Here is a 19210-nt window from a genome sequence, read left to right on the forward strand (position 1 = left end):
ATGCGCCGATCCGGCATTTCGCTTTGTATCCGGAAGACAAAGCAGGAATCAGGCGTTCGTTCCTTCTTAGCAATTTGCAGGCCTTGCAAAAACAGTGCCGCGCCGCAAGAGCGCTTGAATTCACAAGGAACAGCGCCAGTTTCGCATGCCATCGGGCCTTTGTTGCAATCTTCTCGCAGGGGCGTGACTGGACAAGCACGCGCCCTATTGCCTAAGGAGCTGAAAAGCCTTCATGATGCGGCCTGCGTAAAGAGGAGTAAGAGATCATGTTAGACAGCGTAATGACCGACTATGGCAGCCGTTTCCTCTATGCTGCCGGCGGCGTTGGCCTTGCTCTCCTCGTGCTGGTCGGCGTCCTCTGGCTGATGCGCACCCGCGCACCGTCGCCTTTCGTGCGTGGCGGCAAGAACCGCCAGCCGCGCCTGCAGGTGCTGGACGCCGCCGCCGTCGATGCCCGCCGCCGCCTGGTGCTGGTGCGCCGCGACAATGTCGAGCACCTGATCATGATCGGCGGCCCGAGCGACGTCGTCATCGAAAGCCGGATCCTGCCGGAAAGCGCCGAAGAGCCGAAGCCTGTTGCCGCTCAGCGTCCTGCTGCCCCGGTAGCACCGGCCGCTCCCGTTGCCGAGTTCCGGCCGCAGCCGGTTGCCGAGCGCCCGCAGCTGCGCGCCGTTCCCGACCCCAGGCCTGAGCCGCGTCCGGAACCGAAAATTGAGCCGAAAGCGGAACAGAAGCCCGAGCCGGTCGCAATCTTCGAAGAGGAAGAGGCTGAACCCGAGCCTTACGTTCCGGCACCCGCACCGGTGATCGAGCCGCGCCGCCCGCAGCCGATAGCACCCGTTGCCGTCGCGCCGGCAGCAACGCCTGCTCCCGCAGCCGAGCCCGCCCCGGCCCCGGCAATCATCGTCCCGCCGGTCATTCCGGCCCCTGAAACCCGCGTCCAGCCGCCGATTTCGATCCGCCCGGCTGAACGCGCCGAGATGACGCCCGCCCCGGAAACCGCGAGCAATGCCGCCGATATTCTCGACGCCGCCCGCGCCCGTGTGCTGCCGCAGCAGGTCCGCATCGAGCCGCAGGTTTCGACACCGGCCGCCCAGAGCCTGCCGACCGTTTCCGAGGGGACGCCCGTCGTGACCGCCGATGCCGGCGCGCCGCCGCAGCAGCCGAAGGGTGATTTCCAGCGGATTCTCGAAGAGGAAATGAACACCAATTTCACCGCCGAACGCGTCGTTCAGCCGGTGCCGACGATCCTGCCGGCGCAGAGCATGCCGGTCCGTCCCGTTATCCCGCCGCAGCCGGCCAATCTGCCGCGCCGCGATCCGGAGATGGCGCCGGTGACGGGCGCCGATGCCGAACTGCAGAAGGAAGTGGCCCGTATCTTCGGCGAAATGAGCGTCAATCGCGACAAATAGCTCTGAAACACAGGCCCCAAACGAAAAAGGCACCGCCGTAAAGCGGTGCCTTTATTTTTTGCTCTGCCGTGAGGCGCTTATTCGTCGCGGTAGACTTTTTCGCGGCGCTCGTGGCGTTCCTGTGCCTCGATCGACAGCGTGGCGATCGGGCGGGCGTCGAGACGCTTGAGGCCGATCGGCTCGCCGGTTTCTTCGCAGTAACCGTAGGTGCCGTCATCGATACGCTGCAGCGCGGCGTCGATCTTGGAGATCAGTTTTCTCTGACGGTCGCGGGCGCGAAGTTCGATGGCCCGGTCTGTTTCGGAAGATGCCCGGTCCGCGAGGTCGGGATGGTTGGCGCTTTCTTCAGCGAGATGATCTAGGGTCTCGCGCGCTTCTCTAAGGATGTCGTTTTTCCATGCGACCAGCTTTGCCCGGAAATATGCTCGCTGGTTTACGTTCATGAACTCCTCGTCTTCCGAGGGAACGTAATTGCTAAGATCGATCTTCTCACTCAACGCGATTCTCCTGAAGAACATCTCATGTGGCGGGGTGTATATCCCATGCGCTAATATCGATTCAAGCCAAATACGACATGTAAACAGATTTTTAAATCTGTCACATTTTTGAGCTAACAGTCTATTTTCTCATCATTATTCCGATTCCGCCTTTTCACCCCGCCTTCAACAAGCCGTGTTGGTGGAGCGCTTTTGCACCGCTCCGGCACGTCACCGGTTGACGCCGGCAATACCCGGCAGCTACTGAAAAGGCTCCTTCGCACGTGGATTTTTCTATGGCCGCAACCTTGCCTTCGCCTTCACGAATCTACCTGCTTCGGCACGCTGAAGCCGTCTGGCCGCAGCCCGGTCAGGGCGATTTCGACCGCGACCTGAGCGAGAAGGGATATGGCGATGCCGAGATCGTCGCCGACCACGCCGCCGACAAGGGTTACCGGCCCGACATCATCCTGAGTTCGACCGCGCGGCGCTGCCGCGAGACGGCCGATGCCGTCCATCGCGCCATGGGCCTCTCGGTCGACCTGCGCTATGTCGACGAGCTCTACAACACGACGCCTGACGTCTATCTCGAAATCCTGCGCACGCAGACGGCAACCGCCGTCATGCTGGTCGGCCATAATCCGACGATCGAGCAGACGCTCGAAACGCTGATCGGCCACGATGCCCTGCTACGTACGCTGCCGAACGGCTTTCCCGCCGGCGGTCTTGCCGTCCTCGATTTCGATGCCGCCGCGGCGGCCTGGAAACTGCGCGAGTTTCTCGTCGCCTAACGCCAATCCTTTTTCCGGCGGCCAAGCGATCCTATATGGGTGAGCAATGACACCAGGGAACCCGCCTTGCCGCCAAGCCTGACCTCCTTCGCCGACGATGCCCGCATCGCCTTCGACAATCTGACCGACCGCGCCAGCGGTCTGGTTCACCCGACGATCCGTCTCGGCGTGACAGGCCTTTCCCGTTCCGGCAAGACCGTCTTCATTTCCTCGCTGGTCCACAATCTGCTGCATGGCGGCCGCCTGCCGCTGTTCGAGCCGGTGCAATCCGGCCGCGTCTCGGCGGTGCGTCTCGAGGAACAGCCCGATGACGGCGTGCCGCGTTTTCAATACGAGGATCACATCCGGGCGCTGGTGAAGGACCGCGTCTGGCCGGATTCGACCCGCGCCATCTCCGAATTGCGCGTCACCATCGACTATCAGAGCGCCAGCGGCTGGAGCCGGATGTTCTCGCCCGGCCGCCTCTCGATCGATATCGTCGACTACCCCGGCGAATGGCTGCTCGACCTGCCGCTGCTCGCCAAGGACTTTCGTACCTTCAGCGAGGATACGCTGGCATTGGCCCGCACCGGCATCCGCGCCGAACTCTCCCGCACCTGGCTGGAACTCACCGACCAGACCGATATCCACGCCGCAACCGACGAGATGACGGCGCGCGATCTCGCCTCCTCCTTCGCCGCCTACCTGAAGGCCTGCAAGGCCGACGAGCGGTCGCTCTCGACCCTGCCACCCGGCCGTTTCCTGCTGCCCGGCGATCTCGACGGTTCACCCGCCCTCACCTTCGCACCACTGCACCTGCCCGCCGATGGCAAGCCGGGAAAAGGTTCGCTCTGGGCAATGATGGAGCGCCGCTACGAGGCCTATAAGTCCGTTGTCGTCAAACCCTTCTTCCGCGAGCATTTCGCCCGCCTCGACCGCCAGATCGTCCTCGTCGACGCGCTGCAGGCGATCAATCGCGGCCCGGAAGCCGTCCAGGATCTGGAACGGGCGCTGAGCGACGTTCTCGCCTGCTTCCGTCCCGGCACCAATTCGCTGCTCTCCTCGCTGCTCGGCCGCCGCATCGACCGCGTGCTCGTCGCCGCCACCAAGGCCGATCACCTGCATCATGAAAGCCACGACCGGCTGGATGCCCTGACGCGCCGCCTCGTCGAGCGCGCCATCCACCGCATCGGCATGGCCGGCGCCGGGATCGACGTGATGGCGCTCGCCTCGGTGCGCGCCACCCGCGAAGCGACGGTCAAGCGCGACGGCCACGATCTGCCCGTCATCGTCGGCACGCCGATCGAGGGTGAAACCATCGGCGGCGAGCGTTTCGACGGGTTGCGCAAGACGGCGATCTTCCCGGGCGATCTCCCCACCGATCCCGAAAGCCTGTTTGCTGGCATTGAATCGGGAGACCGCGATATCCAATTGCCTGACGTGAACGTCGTGCGCTTCCGCCCGCCGCAGCTCGAGGAGACCGGTGGAGGCATCAAGCTCTCGGTGCCGCATATCCGGCTCGACCGCGCCATGCAGTTCCTGTTTGGAGACCGTCTCGCATGAGCAAGTCCGCTCCAGAAGATCCCGGCCGCAAGACCCGCGCCCCCGCCGCCTTCGTCTATGAGGACGATCCGCGTCCGGTCGAGACATCGCTGCCGCCTGAGCGCCGCAAACCCTCGGCCTTCGAAGCTGATGTCATCCTGACGCCGGATGAAGACGATCCCTTCCTCAATCCGGAAAAGGACAGCGCCCCGCTTCCGGTCGCCCTGCCGCGCAAGCGCCGCCTCTCCTTCGCCAAGATCGCCGGCGGCGGCTTCGGCATCCTGCTGTCGCTCGCATTCGGTCTCTGGACCGATAGCCTGATCCGCGACTTGTTCTCCCGCGCCGATTGGCTCGGCTACGCCGGCCTCACAGCGCTTGCCGTCGGCATCTTCGCCGTCATCGGCATCGTCATCCGCGAGACTGCCGGAATGATGCGGCTGACGGCAGTGCAGACGATCAAGGCTGAGGCCGAAGCCGCAATCCTCGAAACCAGGCCCGCCAAGGCGCGCACGCTGGTCAACCGGCTCGCCTCCATGCTCTCGGCCAAGCCCGAGACCGCCAAGGGCCGCGCCACGCTGAAAGCCTCCGAAAACGACATCATCGACGCGCCGCATCTCGTCGCCCTTGCAGAACGCGAATTGCTCGGCCCGCTCGACCGCCAGGCCCGGGCGCTGATCGTCAATTCGTCGAAGCGCGTCTCGATCGTCACGGCCGTCAGCCCCCGTGCCATCGTCGATCTTCTCTACGTCCTCTACGAGGCCTCTCGGCTGATCCGCGCCATGGCCGAGCTCTATGGCGGCCGTCCCGGCACGCTCGGCATGATCCGGCTGATGCGCGATGTGCTTGCTCACCTCGCGGTGACAGGCTCGATCGCCGTCGGCGACAGTCTCGTCCAGCAGGTGCTCGGCCACGGCCTTGCCTCGAAGCTCTCTGCCCGGCTCGGCGAAGGCGTTATCAACGGCCTGATGACGGCGCGCATCGGAATCGCGGCGATGGATCTCTGCCGTCCGCTTGCCTTCCGCGCACTCAAACGCCCGGGAATCGGCGACTTCATCGGCGATCTCACACCGTCCATGACCGGCCGCGACCAGCCGAAGTGACAGCAAAGCGCTTTTTCTCAGCTTGTGAGCCTGACGTAACGGAAGCGGCCTGGAAACGCATAGTTTTCATGCCTGTAGCGGCATGAAATCAACATGCGAGCAGCGACGGAAATCCCGATTTTCCAGTGCATTTCGGCAGGCCGGAAACCAACCATTAACCATTATTCGGCAAAACTCCGAGGCAGTAACGGGTAGGTGTGCCAAGGAAATTCCATGTATTCGCGCAAGCTTCTTATCGTCTGCGGCCTCGCCGCCGTGGCCCTGTCGCCGATCGCCGAAATCACGCCGGCAGCAACCGCCGCAACACGCGACAAAGCCTTCTTCGAGTCGGTCGCCGGCTCCTGGAGAGGCCCGGGTGAAATCGTCGCCGGCAAATACAAGGGCACGAAGTTCACCTGCAATCTCGTCGGCTCTTCGGTCACCGACGGTACGGGCATCAAGCTCGACGGCTCCTGCCGCGTCGGCGTCTTCAAGCAGCCGATGACCGCGACGATTACGCAATCGGGCAACAGCTACAAGGGCCAGTTCCTGGATGGCGCAGCCGGCAAGGGCCTTGACGTCATTTCGGGCACGGTGACGCCCGATACCGTCGTCGTTGGCCTCAACCGCTCCAAGCTCAACGGCGCCATGATCGCCCGCATCCGTGACGACAAGACGATGAACGTCACGGTTTCGGTCAAGGTGGAAGACCGGATGATCCCGGTCATCGGCCTGACGCTGACCCGCCAGCTCGACGAAATGACGGTCGGCTCGGTTCAGTAGGCTTTAGCCGATCACGCAGACACACCAGGCGGCGGATTTTCCGCCGCTTTGCGTTTCAGGACTTTGTCCACCAGTCGCGGGAAGCGTCGGCAATCTCGATGCCCTGCACATCGGCATCCTTCAGCCATTCCCCTACGCTGCGGCCTTTAACAACGAGATCGGCGGCAAAATCCGCGAGCGGCATCAGCACGAAACCGCGCTCCGTCATCCGCGGATGCGGCAGCTCCAGCCGCGGCGCCGCCTGCTCGACATTGTCGAAAGTCAGCACGTCGATATCGAGCGTGCGCGGTCCCCAGCGCTCAATCCGCTCGCGCTTCATCTCCCGCTCGATATCGAGGCAGACATCGAGAAGCGCCTCTGGCGTCAGCTGCGTCTCGACAGCGGCGCAGGCGTTGAAGAAGAAGGACTGATCCGTCTTGCCCCATGGCGGCGTGCGGTAGAGCCGCGACACCGCGGTCACGCGCGTATCGGCGCGCGCATCGAGCGCCTGCAAGGCGGCCGCCATCGAGGCGACGGGCTCGCCGACATTGCCGCCGAGCCCGAGCGTCGCCGGTCTGAAATGATCACTGGACAAAATGTTCGACGCTCACCTGAACGAAATCCAGCACGCCCGGAACCGGCGCACTCGGCTTGCGCACCGTGATCTTGGCGCGGGTGATCTGATGGAAGCGCTCGCAGAGCCCCTTGGCGATATCGAGTGCCAGCGCCTCGATGAGATAGCGCCGCTTGCCGACGACGATCTCCTCGATGACAGTGAAGGCAATACCGTAATTGACGGTGTCCTCGATCGAGTCGCTTTCCAGCGCCTTGCCGGCGATCACATCGAGCTCCGCGTCGACGAAGAAGCGCTGGCCGAGGAACTCCTCCTCATCATGGACGCCATGACGGGCGAAGAACGCACAGTTCTGCATCAGGATGGTATATTTCGTGCTCATTGGCCCCGGCGTCCTTCGTAATTACGGCGTGCCGCCAGCATAGCATCGGCAACGCACAGCGCATCCCTGTTGATTGCGACATTGTGGACGCGGAAAACCGCAGCGCCCGCCAATCTCAGCAGCGCGCTGCTCGCCGCCGTCGCGACGTCACGGTCAGCCGCATCGCGACCGGTGACCGCGCCGATAAACCGCTTGCGCGAGGTTCCGGCCAGCAGCGGCAGCCCGAAACGCTCAAGCTCGGCAAACCGCGCCATCAGCTCGAAATTCTCTTCCGCCGTCTCCTTGGCAAAACCGAAGCCCGGATCGAGCACGATCCGCTCGCTGTCGATCCCCGCCTGCCGCGCAAGCTCGAGCGACTGATCGAGGAACAGCGCCTGATCCGCAATCATATCGGCAAGCTTCTCGCGCTCCCGCCCCGTATGCATGATGCAGACGCCGGCCTTTGCGCTCGCTATCACGCCGGCGATCTCCGGCTCCTTCTGCAGCCCGAAGACGTCGTTGACGATATGAGCGCCCACTTCGAGCGCCAGCCGCGCCGTCTCGGCCCGGTAGGTATCGATGGAAATCAGTGCGTCTGACCTGTCGCGAAGCGCCTCGATGACAGGCAGCACCCGCTGCTGCTCTTCCGCCGCATCGACCTTCGCAGCACCCGGCCGCGTAGACTCGCCGCCAATGTCGATAATCTCGGCGCCATGGGCGATCGCCGCCAACGCATGTTCGACCGCCGCTTCCGTGCTGTCATAGCGTCCGCCGTCGGAAAAGGAATCCGGCGTCACGTTGATGATCGCCATGATGACGCTCTTGCCGCCGAGCTCCAATTCGCGGCCATGCGCGAGGCGCCAGCGACTGCTCCGAAGCTCGTCCATGAGCGTTTATCCCATTGAAAACAAAAATTCCGGCGCGCTCTATTGCGCTCGCGGTGGCTATGCCCCAAGCTCCGCCAACTTTCAACACGGGTTATCGTCTAGAATGCCTTCCGCATCGCGTAATATGCGTCTCTTCCTTGCTTTTTCCATGACGATTGCCCTTTGCACTTCCGCCCAGGCGGCCGTGGTCGCGACGAAAAGCTATTCCTATTTCGATATCCGCGGCAAAACCGCAGACGAGCTCGATCAGCAGCTCAGCACCCGCGGTCCCACTGCCAACGGCTCATCCGCCCGCCATCCCGGCGCCACCAAGATCCGCTTCGGCGGCGAAGCGACCTATGTCCAGCATGACGGCCGCTGCCGCGTCGGCAGCGCCAAGGTGACCGTGCATACGCAGATCATCCTGCCGCGCTGGCGCAGCCGCAAGGGCGCATCGAAGGAGCTGTCGATGATCTGGGATGCACTCTCGAGCGACATCAAGCGCCACGAGGAGCGCCACGCCGAAATCGCCCGCAATCAGGCCCGCGTCATGGAGCGCCAGATCCTGGCCCTGCCCGCCCAGCGCAGCTGCGAGACCATGCAGGAGTTGGTATCGGATGTATCAGCTCGCGGTATAGATGAGCACGACCGGCTTCAGGCGCGTTTCGACAAGGTCGAGGCGGTCAACTTTCAAAACCGGATGCTACGTTTGTTGAACAACCGAATCGGTGCATCGGGCGGCAAAAACTAGCGCATTTCCAGGCGAAAGACGATGTTTGATCGTTAGCTGCACAACGAAACCTGTGCGAAACTTGCGCCCTCCCCAGCCTCTCAATGGTAAAAATTTGCGATAGGCGACTCAACTGAGGCGCGCTAATATGAACACATTCGAAAGTTCAGGTGTGAACGACCTGATCTTTTGTCTCTGGGTTCTCCTGGCGCGTTCCAAGCCGCGGACGGTCCTCCCTCGTCCGATGGTTATGCGCCCGCCTCGCCTCGCTCGTCATCCGGCGCGCGAGGCTTTTTTTGGAGCGCACTTCCTCTCTCAGAAAGCTTTCGGAAGACCGGCCTGTTTCAAGGTCTCGTTTGCCGTATGTCGGGACTTGGTTCCGTGATCGACGGTGAAATGCCGCTTGGAAACCGGACTATACCAGATTTCGTGATCGCCCTTGCCCGGCCGCACATAGTCGCAGCCAGCCTTGCGCAATAGCTCCTTCAGTTCCCGAAGGTAGCCAACCATCGTCAGAAATTCGGATTGGGAACGCGAGCGAGTTGCTCAGCCATGATGTGGACCGGGATTTCGGCGAGATCAGACGAGATGCCGTTAAGTTCCAGGAGATCGGAGATCGCCGCGAGAACCCTCGGGCTCAGCGCCTCAAGCGTCTCGGCCTCGACTGCAAGGCCGTCGATATCGTTGCTGGTCGCAACCCATACGCCGGCCTCGTCATCCCAATCGGCGCGCACGAAAATGGATACATGCTTCATGCCGTCACTTCTCCCGCCCGGCAAACGCCCGGGCTGATCCTGCCTATGCTACGTTCCCGCAGCCTGCAGACGCCGTGCCCGGCACGGCGCCTATTGTGCACATATATAGCCGAATGGAAGTGAATTTTCAGTAGTGGCGTCGATTACGCCTGGCGTTCCGGAACGTGCACCGTCAGGCCGTCGAGTACAGCCTTCATGCGGATCTGACAGGAAAGGCGCGAATTCGGGCGGACGTCGAAGGCGAAGTCGAGCATGTCTTCTTCCATCGCTTCCGGCGGGCCGACGCGCTCTACCCACTCTTCGTCGACATAGACATGACAGGTCGCGCAGGCGCAGGCGCCGCCGCATTCGGCTTCGATGCCCGGGACGGAATTGCGCACGGCATTTTCCATGACGGTGGAACCCTGATCGACGTCGAGGTCAAAGCGCGTGCCGTCAAAGGCGACAATGGTCAGTTTGGGCATTTTGATTTCCGGTAACTTAATGAGGGAGGATCAGAATTTTTCTTCCAACAAATCTGCGAGCCAGTCAACATCGGCCGTCTCGCGCTCTTCATCCCATACTTAAAAGCGACAGGCTTTCTTGATTGCGTCATGCCGCTGGTCACAAAAAGACCCGCTGTGCCCTAAAACAGACTTGCTGTTCACGCGAACAGACTTGCTGTTTCGGAATGGCGCAGCGGGTCCAGCTTTGTAGACCGATGCTCTGCTCTTAGCGGCTGAGCTTCAGGATGAAATTTTCCGCCTCGACGACGGCGGCGCCGACGGCGGCCATCGATGCCGCATCGCCGGCATTCTCTTCGAGCATTTCAGCCGTCTCGGAGACCCGGAACGCGCCGACGGCGCTTGCCGCGCCCTTCAGCCGGTGGGCGGCTGCGACGATCTTCTTCGCCTCGCCGGAGGCGATTTCTCCGAGACACGCGCGCGCCTGGCGCGCAAACATCTGAAGCACTTCGATTTCGAGGGCCTTGTCGCCCATCGTCTGCTTCGCAAGATGCACCAAGTCGATCGGACGGACCTTGGAGGGGCACGGCCCCTTCGAATTATCCGGCGCTTCGAACGCGATACTGACTGCTGCCATGTGCCAAACTCCCGTCTTTATCCCCGCGGTTGAACTCAATAGTGCGGTTGGAGCGTGGCGATCGCGTTAAATTCCGGCACACTGAGGGCGGGATTCTCCCGCTATGGTTAATATCCGTTAAACATCGCTAAATTATTGGTTTTTCAACAGGCTCTGCCGTTAAATCATGTTAACAACCCTTTAACGGCGGGTGATTAGCAAGCCTTCGTTAATTGTCTCCGAAGCCCGGATGTGTCACTACGATACTGGTACAGTGGGTTTGTGCTACGCGCCTTTGCGGGCCAAGTGGATAATGGTAATGTTTTGATACCGTCCGTCTGAAAAAGCGGCTATCCACTCTGAAATGACATGCTTATCCGTCCGTCGTCTCGGATGGTAAGGTCAGAGCAAAAGGTTGACGTCCGGGCGCGGCGATGCCCGGATCAGCGGCTGAACCGGCTGAGATGTAACGAGGCGTAACGGAATGGCGAACAACAAGTACAACGAGTCGATCGAGGACAAGGCGTTCAAGGCATTGGACGAGGCGCTCCAGATCGACTTCAGCCAGCAGAAAGCGCCGTCTCGCAGCGGCAAAACGCCCGACGCCCCGGAGGCCAATGTGTCTGAGAACCCATCTGCGCGTAATCAGCAGGAACAGGACGACAGCCAGCGCCGCCGCGGCCGCGCAAAGGCTGCAGAACAGCCCGCCCCCCGCGCCCCGGCCTTCGCGCCGGCCAACGACGCCAATCGCAATACTCCCGCAACGCTTCTGAAGTCGCTCGATGGTGGCTCGACGCGCACGGCCATTCGCAACGCCACGCTCTTCTCGCTCCTGTGGATCGTCGGCGGCATCGGCCTGATGTCCCTGCTCTATTCGCCGCAGATCTGGCAGATCCGCTCGATCGCCGATCTGGTGGCGCTTCCCGGCGTGATCGCCGGCATCATCGGCATCATCGTGCCGGTCCTGCTCTTCTACGCTTTCGCAATCATGATTTCCCGTGCGCAGGACATGCGCAACGCTGCCCGCTCGATGGCCGAAGTCGCACTGCGCCTTGCCGAGCCGGAAACCATTGCCTCCGAACGCATCATGACGGTCGGCCAAGCCGTGCGCCGTGAAGTCTCAGCAATGAATGAAGGCATCGAGCGCACCATCGCGCGCGCCTCCGAGCTGGAAACGCTGGTTCATTCCGAAGTCAATGCGCTCGAGCGCAGCTATGCCGATAACGAACTGCGCGTGCGCGGCCTCGTGCACGAGCTCGGCTCCGAACGCGAAGCGATCGTCAATCACGCCGAGCGTATCCGCAGCTCGATCGTCGGCGTTCACGACCAGCTGAAGGAAGACCTGTCGCTGGCGACCGAAGAAATCGCCGTCCGCCTCTCGACCTCTGGCGAAGCCTTCGCCTCGATGATCGACACGCGCGCTGCGACGCTGACGGAAAAGTCGGAAGCCGCCATCCAGTCGCTTGGCACGTTGCTCGCTGCCAAGACGGATTCGCTGCTGCAGACGCTGACCTCCTCCGGTTTTGCGCTGGCGCATGAATTCGACACCCGCCTGGATACGCTGACTTCCAGCCTCAGCGAACGCGGCGAGCACCTGCTCAGCCAGTTCGAGACGCGCGCCTCCACCATGGACAGCAGCGCCGAAAAGCTGAACGCTGCCCTTAACGACCGCGCCCGCCAGCTGAACGAAATCCTGATCGCCCGTACCCGCGAGATCAACGAGACGCTGACCGGCAGCGAACGCGAGATCACCGGCTCGCTCGATGGCGTTCTCGCCAAGCTCAACAGCGCGCTCGACGAGCGTGGCGCGAGCTTCCGCCAGAGCCTGCAGTCCAGCGCCGACGACGCGATCATGGATCTCGACCTGCGCTCCGGCTTCTTCGAAGAGCGCCTGCAGAGCACTGTCGCGCAGATGTCGACGGCCTTCGACGAGCGCGTCGCCGAATTCGCGACCGCCTTCGACAAGCGCGCTGGCTCGCTCGATACCAAGCTCATGGAAAGCCTCGCCCGCATCAACGAAACGCTGGCAGGCGGTTCGGAATCGATCGACGGCATCCTGAACTCCAGCATCGAGCGGCTGGGCGCCTCGATGACCGACCAGTCCTTCGCGCTGGCAACCGCACTTGGCACCGGCCAGGAAGTGCTGGAAAGCTCGCTCGGCAGCAAGGTCGAGGAAATTTCCGAGGCCCTCGCCGCCCGCACCAAGGAAATCAACCAGACCCTCAAGTCCGCTTCCAGCGACGTCAACGACGCCCTGGCCGCCGGCATGGCCGATTTCCACGGCAACCTCACGGGGCGCACCAGCGAATTCACCACCACGCTGCAGAACGCCACGGGCGAGATCTCGCAGGCGCTGGCAGCCGGCACATCCGGTCTCCAGGCCGGTCTTGCCGAGCACACCGCAAACCTCTCCTCGGCCCTGCACAGCGCCACCGGCGAAATCTCGCTGGCGCTCGCTGCCGGCACGTCCGAGCTGCATAACAATCTCTCGGCTCGCTCGACCGAATTCCGCGACACGCTGCTGACGACGACCTCGGAACTGACGGCTGCCGTTTCCGCCGGTGCCGACCAGATCAGCTCCGCCTTCGGCCGCGCCGACGATCTCAACACCGTCATTTCCGAGCGCGCCGCCGCGATCACCACGGCACTCGACTCCGCGCATGAGCGCATCGACAGCGCCATGTCCGAGCGCAGCAATGCTCTCGCAAGCACGCTATCGAGCCACCACGACCGCGTTGCCGACGCGCTCGACGAACGCACCATGGCGCTCGCCATCTCGCTCGACGCCGCCCAGGAACGCCTCGAAGGCACCATGTCCGACCGCGCCAATGCGCTTAACGATGCGCTTTCGGCAAACCACGCCCGCCTGTCCGATACGCTCTCCGCCAATCACGATCGTCTTTCCGACGCTCTCGACGAGAAGACCATGGCGCTCGCCATTTCGCTCGACGACAGCCAGAGCCGCTTCGACAGCGCACTGGAAGCCCGCGCCAATGCGATGCTCGACACCGTTGCCGGTGCCGAGGCCCGCGTTGCTGGCGCCTTCGCCGACAAGTCGGAAGCGATCCGCAGCGCCTATATCGACAGCCAGGATCGCCTGGAGCGCTCGCTGAACGAACATGCAGCCGCTCTGCACTCCTCGCTCTCGAGCAACAGCGACCGCATCGAAGCCGTGACCGGCGACGCAGCGGCACGCTTCCAGTCGCTGACCGGTGAAGCTGCAGACCGTATCGAGGCAGTAACCGGCGATGCCGCAAGCCGCCTGCAGACGCTGACCGGTGCCGCAGCCGATCGCATCGAAGCCGTCACCGGTGGTGCAGCGACCCGCATGCAGTCGCTCGCAGGCGAAGCCGCCGACCGCATCGAAGCGGCAACCGGCGACGCAGCAGCACGCTTCCAGACCCTGACGGGCGACGCTGCGGAACGCATCGAAGGCGGCCTCGCCTCGGCGCATGACCGCATCCGCTCGACACTGGAAGACCGTACCAACGCCATCAGCCTGGCCCTCGGTGAAGCCCATGCGCAGATCAGCGACACGCTCTCCGAACAGGCAACGACGATCAGCGCTTCGGTCGCCGCCAGCACTAGCATGCTCGAAATGTCGCTCGAAGATCACGAGGCATCGCTGCGCCAGACGATCGATAACAGCTCCCGTGCCCTCGACGAGCGCCTCCGCGAAGGTGCCGGCCAGATCGCCGAACGCTTCCAGGGTGCTGCAGCCGAAATCTCCCGCACGGCCGAGACCTTCTCGACCCATCTCGACCATTCCGTCAGCGGCATGACCGAGCGCTTCGCCGAAACCGGCTCGCGCGTCGAGGCCGGCCTGACGACGCTTGAAAACCGCATCCGCGATGGTGTCGGTGGCGTTGCCGAGCAGGTCGATGCAGCCGGCGCGCGTCTTTCCGAAACGCTCTCCGACAGCATCAACCAGCTGCGCGAGCTCGGCGATGATGCCGCCTTCCGCGTCACCACCGTTCTCGAAAGCACCAGCGACACGCTGACCGGCGCAATCGACGATCGCACAGCAAGCCTGGCTTCGACGCTCGAAGAACGCGCCCGCAGCCTGTCGTCCTCGATCGATGCACAGGCCTCCAGCCTCGCAGCCAGCCTCGACGTCCGCGCTTCGCAGATGAACGCCTCGCTCGAAGCGAGCTCGGCAAACCTGACCACTGCACTGGATGAGCGCACCACGCATCTCTCCTCCGCGCTCGATGACCGCACCGCCCGTCTCTCCTCGTCGCTCGACGACCGCACGGCGCGCCTGACGTCTTCGCTCGATGAGCGTACCGCTACGCTCTCGTCGTCGATCGACGAGCGCACCTCCAATCTCGGCGACACCATGGATCGCGGCGGCGAGCGTCTCGGCGAGCGCCTCTCCACCATGGACCGCGCGCTCACCATGGGCCTGGAAGCCGTCAACCAGACGATCGAAGGCAAGGCCGCCGGTCTCGCCTCGACGCTGCGCAATGCCGTTGCCGACGCGGCCCAGCGCATGGACGCCGAAGCACAGCGCACCGCCGACCTGATGGGCCGCACCGGCCAGCAGTTCACCGAAACGCTGGATGCCAAGAGCGGCGAATTCGCCCGTTCGATGGACGAGCGCTCCGAACAGATTGTCGGCCGCGTCTCCGAGGCACAGAACCGCCTCGCCGGCCAGGCTGCCGCCGTCGCCCAGACCTTCTCGGAAGCCGGCAATGCCATCGTCAACAAGGTCGCCGAAGCCGAAACGCTGGTCAGCGGCCAGGTCAGCGCCATCTCGCAGGCTCTGTCCGACGCCCAGTCGTCGCTGGAGACCCGTGGTGACGCGATCCGCACGACGATCGCCACCGCCAGCGAGACAATCGCCAGCACCATGTCCGATGTCGATCGCACGCTCGAAGCACGCGGCACCGCAATCCGCACCGGCCTCGAAGACCGTGCCCGCGAACTGGACGCCTCGCTCACCGATGTCGACAAGGCTCTCGAAGCTCGCGGCAGCTCGATCCGCGCAACGCTGGACGAACGCACCCGCGAGCTCAACTCGATGCTGGCCGGCCGCTCTTCGGAACTGTCGCGCCTGATCGACGAGACCGCCCGCCCGATGATCGAGCGCTACGCCGAAACAGGCCAGGAAGCTGCGGCCCGCATCGCGGCCGCCGCCGAGCAGAGCGCCGACCGCCTGCGTGCCGAAAACGCTGCGCTTGCCAACGCAATCGCTGCCCGCACGGAAAGCGCCTCGACGGCCGTTAACGCCATCGAGACCAGCCTGCTTGCCAACGTCAACTCGCTGATCGAGCGCCTCTCCGACAACAGCGCCTCGATGGCGCTGATGATGAACCGCGCCGCTCAGGACCTGACCGATGTCGACGGCCGCCTCGGCGACACGACCTCGCGCTTCACGGACTCTGCCGCCAAGGCCGCCGAAATGGTCTCCGCCTCGACCCGCCTGCTCGAAGGCAAGGTCGATCGTCTCTCGGATATCTCCGGCCAGACGCTCGCCCAGGTCGGCTCGATCATCGGCCGCTTCGACGAACATTCGAAGGTGCTGACGCAGGCCTCTGGTCTGCTCGCCGCCGCCCAGTCGAACCTGGTATCGACGCTGGAAGAACGCGAAGGCGCGCTGCAGAACCTGTCGCTCGGCCTCGTGCAGCGCTCGGAAGAAATCGAAAAGACGATGCGCTCGCTCGGCAGCATGGTCGAAGGCGCCTTCGAGCGTGCCGAACAGCGGTCCAACCAGGTCAGCGGCAATCTGCGCCAGAGCGTGCAGACGTCGTTTGCCGATATCGGCCGCGTTCTCTCGGATACCGAGAAGCGCGCCGAGGAAGCTGCCGAAGCAATGCGCAGCTCGATCGTCAAGGCCGGCGAAGAAGCCAATGCCACGATCGACGGCACCTTCGGCAATGCCGAGCGCCGCTCGAGCGAGCTTGCCAACCGCCTGCGCGGTGGCCTGACGGCGTCGCTGTCAGATGTCGAGCGCATGCTCGGCGAAGCCGGCCGCGCCTCCGACGGCGCTGCCCAGCAGCTGCGTGAATCGCTCCGCGAAGCAGTCGAGGAAGCGGTCGCCCGCTTCTCGGGTGCGACGGAAGAGATCCGCCGCTCCGCTGGCGATATCCGCAAGGAACTCGACATGACCCGCAGCGAGCTGAAGCGCGGTGCCTTCGACCTTCCCGAGGAAGCCAAGGAAAGCGCTGCCGCCATGCGCCGCGCCGTTGCCGAACAGATCAAGGCGCTGCAGGATATCTCGCATATCGTCGGCCGCTCGGTTCAGCAGTTCGAAGTGTCCGAACCGGCTCCGCGCGCAGCACAGCCTGCCCCGGCTCCTGCGCCCCGCCAGGCTCCGCCGGCACCGGCTCCGGTCGCAGCGCCTGTTGTGGCCGCCCAGCCGGCCCCGCAGCCCGCTCCGGCCCCGGCACCCCGCCCGCAGATCGAGGATGGCTTCGCGCTTCGCGGCACCATCGCTCCGCCTCAGGCTGCAGCGCCGCAACGCGCCGCTCCGGTCGCCCCGGCTCCTGCAGCCGCAACACCGGCCCGCCAGGAATCCGGCGGCTGGATCAGCGATCTGCTGCGCGGCGCCTCGCGTGACGAAGATGCCGAAGAGGCTCCTGCCCGTCCGGCAGCACCACGCGCCGAAGCAGCCGCACCGGCACAGCAGCGCGCCGCCGACAGCCGCAATCCGCGCCATGTGGTGGAATCGCTGAACTCGCTTTCCGTCGATATCGCCCGCGCCATCGATCACGATGCCTCGGTCGATCTGTGGCGCCGTTACCAGCGCGGCGAGCGCGACGTCTTCACGCGCCGCCTCTACACGCTGAAGGGCCAGCAGACCTTCGACGAGATCAAGCGCAAGTATGACCGCGAGCCGGAATTCCGCACCGCTGTCGACCGCTACATCGCCGACTTCGAAAAGCTGCTCGCCGACGTTGCCCGCAGCGACCGCGACCGGACGATCACCCAGTCCTACCTGACGTCGGATACTGGCAAGGTCTACACCATGCTGGCCCACGCCGCGGGCCGCCTGACGTAACGGAAGCGAAATCGCAGTTAAGTACAAGAAAAGGGCCGCTTCATCCGCGGCCCTTTTCCGTTTCAGCAGTGCGGTACCGAAAGCGCCTCACGGCAAAGTGAGACAAACGGCCGCCGTAAATCCGGGCTTATCAGCAAGACACGCTTGTCATAATGCCGTAGATTTGCTCAACCCGGCGGGCCAGACAACGTCACTCCGTCACGACCCTATGCAGGTTGCCAGCGTGCTGCCGCCGTTTTGAAGAGATCACATTCGATGCCAAAGACCATGCCGCTGCTTCTCTCCGCAGCGTTCTCCGCTTCCCTGTTCCTCGGGCTGGCCTCCACATCCTCGGCCGGACAGGCAAGCTTCCTGATGGACGCGCAGACGGGCCAGGTCCTGGCGAGCGCCAATCAGGACGATCTCAACTACCCGGCATCGCTGACCAAGATGATGACGCTCTACCTGGCATTCGAGGCCATGCATGCCGGCCGTCTCAGCTGGGATCAGAAGCTCACCATGTCCGAGAATGCCGAGAGCAAGGAGCCCTTCAAGCTCGCCGTCGGCGCCGGCCGCAAGGTCACCGTGCGCGAAGCGGTCGAAGGCATCATCGTTCTCTCGGCCAATGACGCCGCTGTGGCGATCGCCGAACAGCTCGGCGGCTCCGAAGATGCCTTCGGCAAGCTGATGACGGCAAAAGCCCATCAGCTTGGCATGACCAACACCGTCTTCAAGAACCCGTCGGGTCTTCCCGACCCCGAGCAGGTGACGACGGCGCGCGACATGGCGACCCTTGGGGCATCGCTGATCCGCGACTATCCTGAGGAGTTCAAGATGTTCTCCATGCGCGGCTTCCAGTTCCGCGGCATGAAACTGCGCGGCCACAACAATGTCATGTACCGCTATCAGGGCGCCGATGGCATCAAGACCGGCTACACGGATGCATCCGGCTATAACGTCGTAACCTCGGTCAACAAGGACGGCCGCCATGTCGTCGGCGTCGTCATGGGCGAGAAGACCGCGGCGATCCGCGACGACAAGATGGCCGCCATGCTGGACGCCGCACTGACCGGTGCTCCGGCCGCCGCAACGGCTGCCGCCGACCCGTCGGCCGCCACCGCCGCCGTTCCCGCAAACTGATCGCTACGCCGGCTGCTTCACATCGGCGGCCGCGAAATGTGCCAGCTGGTCCGCATGGGCCTTCGCGAAAGCCGGCCGTGCCGTCGCCCGCTTCACATAGGCGCGGCAGGCCGGAAAGGCGGCCAATCCATCGAAGCGGTCGACCAGGCGCAGCACGTCCGCCATCAGGATATCGGCGACGGAGAACCGTCCGGCCAGCCACTCGCGCGCTGCAAGCACCGGCTCCATATGCTTCAGCCTCGCCTTCAGGAAGGAATCCAGGCTCTTCCAGGCCGGTGTATCGCCATCCTGCCCGGAAAAGATCATGATCGTCCACGGCAGGCTTGCCGCCTCGACCGAATTCCGCGATGCAAACAGCCATTCCAGCGCCTCGCTGCGGCCCTTGTCGTCGCCCGGCATCAGCGCCTCGCTCTTGTTGCCGAGATGGAGCAGGATCGCGCCGCTTTCGAAGATCGAGAGTTCGCCGTCCGTCAGCCACGGCACCTGGCCGAACGGCTGGTGCGCGAAATGCTGCGCGTCACGCTTGGCAAAGGGTATGCCCGCGACACGGTAGGGCAATCCTGCCTCCTCCAGCGCCCAGCGCACGCGGATGTCGCGAACATAGCCGCGCGGCAGATCGGGAACCCAGTCGAAGGTGGTGAGGACGAGCTTGTTCATACTGCATCTCCTTGCTCTAGCTAAGCAAAGGACGCGCGAACACGT

General features: G+C 63.7%; 17 protein-coding genes. 8 read left to right on the plus strand and 9 right to left on the minus strand.

Going from position 1 to position 19210, the window contains the following annotated elements; genetic code table 11:
* The first annotated feature begins 266 nt into the window (after positions 1 to 266).
* Positions 267 to 1412 (plus strand): flagellar biosynthetic protein FliO, encoded by a 1146-nt coding sequence (locus ACEN84_RS19495; RefSeq protein ID WP_413709602.1) that lies wholly within the window; start codon positions 267 to 269, stop codon positions 1410 to 1412.
* 77 nt (positions 1413 to 1489) lie between these two features.
* Here the strand turns inward: ACEN84_RS19495 and dksA are convergent, their stop codons facing one another.
* Complete coding sequence (dksA, locus tag ACEN84_RS19500; RefSeq protein ID WP_112716531.1) at positions 1490 to 1909, minus strand: RNA polymerase-binding protein DksA; 420 nt, start codon at positions 1907 to 1909, stop codon at positions 1490 to 1492.
* Positions 1910 to 2184: 275 nt separating this feature from the next.
* Here dksA and ACEN84_RS19505 point away from each other — a divergent pair, with 275 nt between their 5' ends.
* The 4 genes from ACEN84_RS19505 to ACEN84_RS19520 all read left to right on the plus strand — a co-directional run bounded on the left by ACEN84_RS19505 (position 2185) and on the right by ACEN84_RS19520 (position 6062).
* Positions 2185 to 2679 (plus strand): SixA phosphatase family protein, encoded by a 495-nt coding sequence (locus tag ACEN84_RS19505; RefSeq protein WP_130278206.1) that lies wholly within the window; start codon positions 2185 to 2187, stop codon positions 2677 to 2679.
* Positions 2680 to 2745: 66 nt separating this feature from the next.
* Entirely contained in the window at positions 2746 to 4221 is a 1476-nt protein-coding gene (locus tag ACEN84_RS19510) for a YcjX family protein (protein ID WP_413709603.1), read from the plus strand.
* Positions 4218 to 5300 carry a YcjF family protein gene (locus ACEN84_RS19515; protein WP_413709604.1) on the plus strand — a complete coding sequence of 361 codons (1083 nt, stop codon included), beginning with the start codon at positions 4218 to 4220 and terminating at the stop codon, positions 5298 to 5300. The genes ACEN84_RS19510 and ACEN84_RS19515 overlap by 4 nt, the downstream gene beginning before the upstream one ends.
* Positions 5301 to 5513: 213 nt before the next feature.
* Entirely contained in the window at positions 5514 to 6062 is a 549-nt protein-coding gene (locus tag ACEN84_RS19520) for a hypothetical protein (protein WP_413709605.1), read from the plus strand.
* Positions 6063 to 6117: 55 nt separating this feature from the next.
* Here the strand turns inward: ACEN84_RS19520 and folK are convergent, their stop codons facing one another.
* Genes folK through folP form a run of 3 tightly spaced genes read right to left on the minus strand, consistent with a single transcriptional unit; the run spans position 6118 to position 7863 of the window.
* Complete coding sequence (folK, locus tag ACEN84_RS19525) at positions 6118 to 6636, minus strand: 2-amino-4-hydroxy-6-hydroxymethyldihydropteridine diphosphokinase (protein ID WP_413709606.1); 519 nt, start codon at positions 6634 to 6636, stop codon at positions 6118 to 6120.
* Positions 6626 to 6997, minus strand: coding sequence for a dihydroneopterin aldolase (folB, locus tag ACEN84_RS19530; protein WP_413709607.1), 372 nt, complete (start codon positions 6995 to 6997; stop codon positions 6626 to 6628). The genes folK and folB overlap by 11 nt, the downstream gene beginning before the upstream one ends.
* Positions 6994 to 7863 carry a dihydropteroate synthase gene (gene folP / locus ACEN84_RS19535; RefSeq protein ID WP_413709608.1) on the minus strand — a complete coding sequence of 290 codons (870 nt, stop codon included), beginning with the start codon at positions 7861 to 7863 and terminating at the stop codon, positions 6994 to 6996. The genes folB and folP overlap by 4 nt, the downstream gene beginning before the upstream one ends.
* Before the next feature lie 103 nt (positions 7864 to 7966).
* On the opposite strand from folP, the gene ACEN84_RS19540 reads away from it, so the two are divergent.
* Complete coding sequence (locus tag ACEN84_RS19540; protein ID WP_112716547.1) at positions 7967 to 8593, plus strand: DUF922 domain-containing protein; 627 nt, start codon at positions 7967 to 7969, stop codon at positions 8591 to 8593.
* Positions 8594 to 8887: 294 nt separating this feature from the next.
* Here the strand turns inward: ACEN84_RS19540 and ACEN84_RS19545 are convergent, their stop codons facing one another.
* From ACEN84_RS19545 to ACEN84_RS19560, 4 genes are all read right to left on the minus strand, one after another.
* On the minus strand, positions 8888 to 9082 hold the full coding sequence (locus ACEN84_RS19545) for a type II toxin-antitoxin system HicA family toxin (RefSeq protein ID WP_413709609.1): 195 nt from the start codon (positions 9080 to 9082) through the stop codon (positions 8888 to 8890).
* A 2-nt stretch (positions 9083 to 9084) separates the two neighbouring features.
* A complete protein-coding gene (locus ACEN84_RS19550; RefSeq protein WP_112716551.1) occupies positions 9085 to 9327 on the minus strand; it encodes a DUF1902 domain-containing protein in 243 nt (80 codons plus the stop codon).
* Between the two features lie 143 nt (positions 9328 to 9470).
* Positions 9471 to 9791: a 2Fe-2S iron-sulfur cluster-binding protein gene (locus ACEN84_RS19555; RefSeq protein WP_112716553.1), complete on the minus strand. Its 321-nt coding sequence runs from the start codon at positions 9789 to 9791 to the stop codon at positions 9471 to 9473.
* Positions 9792 to 10038: 247 nt separating this feature from the next.
* Positions 10039 to 10407 (minus strand): Hpt domain-containing protein, encoded by a 369-nt coding sequence (locus ACEN84_RS19560; RefSeq protein WP_130278198.1) that lies wholly within the window; start codon positions 10405 to 10407, stop codon positions 10039 to 10041.
* Positions 10408 to 10870: 463 nt separating this feature from the next.
* Here ACEN84_RS19560 and ACEN84_RS19565 point away from each other — a divergent pair, with 463 nt between their 5' ends.
* The gene (locus ACEN84_RS19565; RefSeq protein ID WP_413709610.1) at positions 10871 to 17389 is read left to right on the plus strand and encodes a hypothetical protein; all 6519 of its coding nucleotides are present in this window, start codon (positions 10871 to 10873) and stop codon (positions 17387 to 17389) included.
* A 255-nt stretch (positions 17390 to 17644) separates the two neighbouring features.
* Positions 17645 to 18508: a D-alanyl-D-alanine carboxypeptidase family protein gene (locus ACEN84_RS19570; protein ID WP_413709611.1), complete on the plus strand. Its 864-nt coding sequence runs from the start codon at positions 17645 to 17647 to the stop codon at positions 18506 to 18508.
* A 3-nt stretch (positions 18509 to 18511) separates the two neighbouring features.
* Here the strand turns inward: ACEN84_RS19570 and ACEN84_RS19575 are convergent, their stop codons facing one another.
* Positions 18512 to 19165 (minus strand): glutathione S-transferase family protein, encoded by a 654-nt coding sequence (locus ACEN84_RS19575; protein ID WP_413709612.1) that lies wholly within the window; start codon positions 19163 to 19165, stop codon positions 18512 to 18514.
* Positions 19166 to 19210 lie beyond the last annotated feature (45 nt).

The sequence above is a fragment of the Rhizobium sp. Rhizsp82 genome, assembly GCF_047325115.1.
Classification (GTDB): domain Bacteria; phylum Pseudomonadota; class Alphaproteobacteria; order Rhizobiales; family Rhizobiaceae; genus Rhizobium.